The sequence below is a fragment of the Desulfurellaceae bacterium genome (genome assembly GCA_021296095.1).
Taxonomy (GTDB): Bacteria; Desulfobacterota; Binatia; order Bin18; family Bin18; genus JAAXHF01.
Genome location: JAGWBB010000043.1, coordinates 23,073 through 27,285 on the forward strand (window position 1 = coordinate 23,073; position 4,213 = coordinate 27,285).

The following is a 4,213-nucleotide window of genomic DNA, read 5'->3' on the forward strand; positions in this document are numbered from 1 at the left end:
GCGGCTCCCAGGCCACCGCGTTGCGGCCTTCCAGCTTGCCCCGGAAGTAGCCGTTGCCGGCAAACGCCAGGGTGAACAGATGGTTCCAGCGCTTGGAGCCACAGCCACGCACGGCGTCGCGCTTGGGCGCCAGCGGATCGTCCGGGTTGGCCGGGTCGTACTTGCCGTCGCCCTGGGTCCGCAGCGCAGCGTCCGGCTCCGCAACGGATGCCGGCAGCCCTTGGGCGAAGTTCCAGTTGCACATGTTGTTACTCATGCCGCCGCGGCCGGTGTTGTTGTACATCATCAGCCACTGGCCGGTCAGGAAGGAGGTCTGGACGCCGAACTGGCCGGGCAGGTTCCGGGTCCAACCCATGCCGGGATAGCTCATCAGCGACTGGATCAGGTCAAACCCAGCCATGCTGCGCCACACACCCGCGCTGTTCAGAATCCGGCCCCGCCGCCGAGCACGGGAATTCGCGTCTATTGGTCGATCCTGATGTGAGGTAAGTGTCCTTTTGTTCAAGCCTTCTTTGGTGCTGTAGCTCTGCTCGAAGCGGAACACCGCACCGGTGTAGTCGAAGTCGTTGTAGGTCAGGGTGAAGCCAATGACGTGCGAGTAGCGCCGTTGGTGGCTGAAGCCGTTGGTGCAGTAGGTGTAATTGCGCCGAATGGCGTGAGCCTGCTTGGCCTCATCGGTCGGCAGACCGTTCTCGTCGACGTGGCGCTCGCCCCAGTCGTAACCCAACAGGTCGGTGCCGTGCAGGCCGCCAAAGAAGTTGCCGTTGGTCCGGCCGTTGGCCCCCACACCCTGCTTGCCGCTGGGCGACAGACAGCGCAGCAAACCCTCGCGGAAGGTGCCGGCAGCCTCCTGCGTTGTTCCGTCAATCATGCCGTCGCCATCCATGTCCGGCCCATACTGGCTGAAGTCATCAACAGTGTTGGCGTTGGCAAAGGTGAAGGGGACGTACAGCCAGTTCAGGGAGAAGTCGAGGTTGAACCAGGTGCTGCCGATAAAACGGGCGCCGGCTGCGTGCCAGTGCCCCCGGCTGTGGTGGTGCGAGTTGCCCTTGGGCAGGTTGACGATGATGCTCGTCCGGTCGCCCGGGACATCGGCCGCACACCGCGCTCCGGTCTCACACAGGAAGTCGGCCGAGTCGGTGCGGGCGTTGTTGCCGGTGATCTGGAGCGACCAGGGATGGTCGGAACGCCGACTGCCCAGCCAGGCCGGCCGGTAGGGCAGCATGCGGATCGTGCCGTCCGAACCCACCTGCCCGCAATCGTGCATGGACCAGTCGTAGTACACCCCGTCTCTTTCGCAGCCACGCATCTGGAACTGGTTGCGCCAGCCGTCTTCGAGCACGAGGTCTCTCGTGCCATACCGGAACTTGGGCGTGTAGAACGCCTCAAGACCGGCGCCCGAAATTACGGTGCCGATGTTGCCGATGTCGTACAGCGCCTTGACGGCCAGACTCGGGCTGCGAAATTCGTCGAACTTCTCGCCCACGCCGAAGTTCTGGTCAATCCGCAGGGGGTTGACGATATCAATCGAACGGAACAGGTCGGACTCGCCCCACACAATCTGCTGATAGCCCCAGCGGGTGTACAGCTTGCCCGGTCCGATGTTGCCGTGGTCCACATCGACGTACAGATCCCGAAAGCCGTTCTCGGGCACCAGCCAGTTCGAGGTATGCTCTTCGTCGTACAGGTTTTTGTAGTGATCGCGGATGACGTAGACCGGATCGACCCGGGAGCGCCAGCGCCCGCTGAAGGAGGCGCTTTCCACCAGGGGGACAGGGATCTCGAATTTCCCGAAGAATTTGCCGCGGTTGTAAAAGTTGTCGTAGGTCAGCCAGATAAACCCCTCATTCCGCCACTGCACCCAGTCGAAATGTTCGCTGCCGTCGGTCTGAAAACTGTGGCGCATGCGATACCAGGTCTGGAGTTCAATGTCCGGTGCCAGGCGGACTGACGCCCAGGCATCCGTGCCCCAGGTCAACAGCCCAAGTGCGCCGACCAGCGCGCCCAGGACGAGTCGTCGTCCTAGTGTTTTTGCTCTCCTCATTATCTTGTGCCCTCCTTGCTCAGGTTTTGCGAGCAAAAGTCCTTTTTTCCTCATCCTCTCCACCTCCTCCAGTGCGCAGAAGAAATATTTCTCCTGTGGATATGAACCTCCTTTCTCAGATGTATGCCTACAGCAGGAAAAATACGCCTGCCCTCCCTTCACGTTCACCGGTATGGCTCGGTTGTATTCCCTGCCTGTCAAGAGATGCCCTCTCTTGTTCCGCGCTCTGCGCCTTATACCCAAAAGCGCCCGGTTGTGCAAGTTTCTTTACAATTTTGTGACAGCATCAAAAAAATGAAGCAAATACAGGCATATACGTCATCCGAATATGGAGCCGGGAGGAAAGACGGGCTTAAGCGGGAGCGCGGGTGCAGGGTCCGCCCGCGCTGTTGTGACGGCGCCCGGTCTCCGACCGGGAACGCCGGAGTGAGGCAAAGGCGGGGCGACCCAAACGTCGCCCCGCCTATGGCTAGATGAGGTAGTAGGTCGCCTCAAACCAGACCATGTCGCGGTGGGAGAAGTAGTTGAGCAGCGTCCACGAGTGGTCGTTCGAGCTGCCCAAGAACCAAGCCGTGCCAGCCGAAATGTCGAACGGCAGGCTTTTCAGCTCACGCCACCACCACTGCGAGAACAGCAACACATGGCCACCACGCGGCTCCCAGGCCACCGCGTTGCGGCCTTCCAGCTTGCCCCGGAAGTAGCCGTTGCCGGCAAACGCCAGGGTGAACAGACAGCCGCGCTCCGCGTCCCGCTGTGGAGCCAGCGGATCGTCCGGGTTGGCCGGGTCATGTTTCCCGTCGCCTTGTGTCCTCTTCGCGGGGTCCGGTTCCGGAATGGATGCCGGGGTCCCCTGGGAGAAGTTCCAGTTACACATGTTGCTGGTCATGCCCGAACGGCCGGTGTTTTGGTACAGCATCAGCCACTGGCCGGTCAGGAAGGAGGTCTGGACGCCGAACTGGCCGGGCAGGTGGCGGGTCCAACCCATGCCAGGATAGCTCATCAGCGACTGGATCAGGTCAAACCCAGCCATGCTGCGCCACACGCCAGCGCTGTTCAGAATCCGGCCCCGGCGCCGAGCGCGATGACCAGTGTCTTGTGGTTCCTGATTGGCTGTAAACGTTCTTTTGTTCAGGGCTTCCTTGGTGCTGTAGCTCTGCTCAAAACGGAACACCGCACCGGTGTAGTCGAAGTCGTTGTAGGTCAGGGTGAAGCCGATCACATTCGAGTAGCGCCGTTGGTGGCTGAAGCCGTTGGTGCAGAAGGTATAATTCTGCCGGATGGCGTGGGCCTGTTTGGCCTCGTCGGTCGGCCGACCGTCCTCGTCGAGGTGGGGCTCTCTCCAGTTGTAGCCGGACACGTCGGTCCCCAACCGCCTACCGAAGAAGCCGCCGTTGGTCCGGCCATTGGCCGCGACCTGTTCCTTGCCGCTGGGCGACACACAGCGCAGCAAGCCCTCGCGGAAGGTGCCGTCGGGCTCAACCCCTGTCCCATCATCTCCAACGGTCCCATCTATGAACCCGTCTCCATCCAGATCCGGTCCATAATTGCTGAAGTCACTGACCGTGTTGCCGTTGGCAAAGGTGTAGGGGATGTACATGTAGTTGAGGGAGAAGTCGAGGTTGAACCAGGTGCTGCCGATAATACGGACGCCCCCTGAGTGCCAGTTGCCCCGGCTGTGGTGGTGTGAGTTGCCCTTGGGCAGGTTGACCCGAGCACTCACCCGGTCGCCCGGCACGTCGGCCGCACACCGGGCACCAGTCAGACACAGGAAGTCGGCCGAGTCTCTTCTGGCGTTGTTGCCGGTTGCCGCCAGCGCCCAGGGATGATCGGAGCGCCGTTTGCCCAGCCAGACCGGCCGGTAGGGCAGCATACGGATCGAGCTGTCCGAACCTACCGTTCCGCAGTCGTGGAGAGACCAGTCGTAATACACCCCGTCCTTTTCACAGCCGCGTATCTGCTGCTGAATTCGCCAGCCGTCTTCGACCAGCAGGTCGGTCTGACCGCCGCGATACCGGGGCGTGTAATACCCTTCGATTCCTACCCCCGAAACCCAGGTGCCGATGTTGCCGATATCGTACAAGGCTTTGAGGGCTAGAATGGGGCTGCGAAATTCGTCAAACTTCTCGCCCACACCCAGGTTCTGGTCAATCCGTAAGGGGTTGACAATGT

At 61.3% G+C, this 4,213-nt stretch carries 2 protein-coding genes; both read right to left on the bottom strand.

What is annotated here, in order from left to right; all coding sequences use genetic code 11:
- Positions 1 to 2,044, bottom strand: a 2,044-nt coding sequence (locus J4F42_12145; protein ID MCE2486259.1) for a hypothetical protein, incomplete at its 3' end; no start/stop codon positions are given.
- A 469-nt stretch (positions 2,045 to 2,513) separates the two neighbouring features.
- Positions 2,514 to 4,213 (bottom strand): hypothetical protein (locus tag J4F42_12150; GenBank protein ID MCE2486260.1); only part of this gene is annotated, 1,700 nt, incomplete at its 5' end.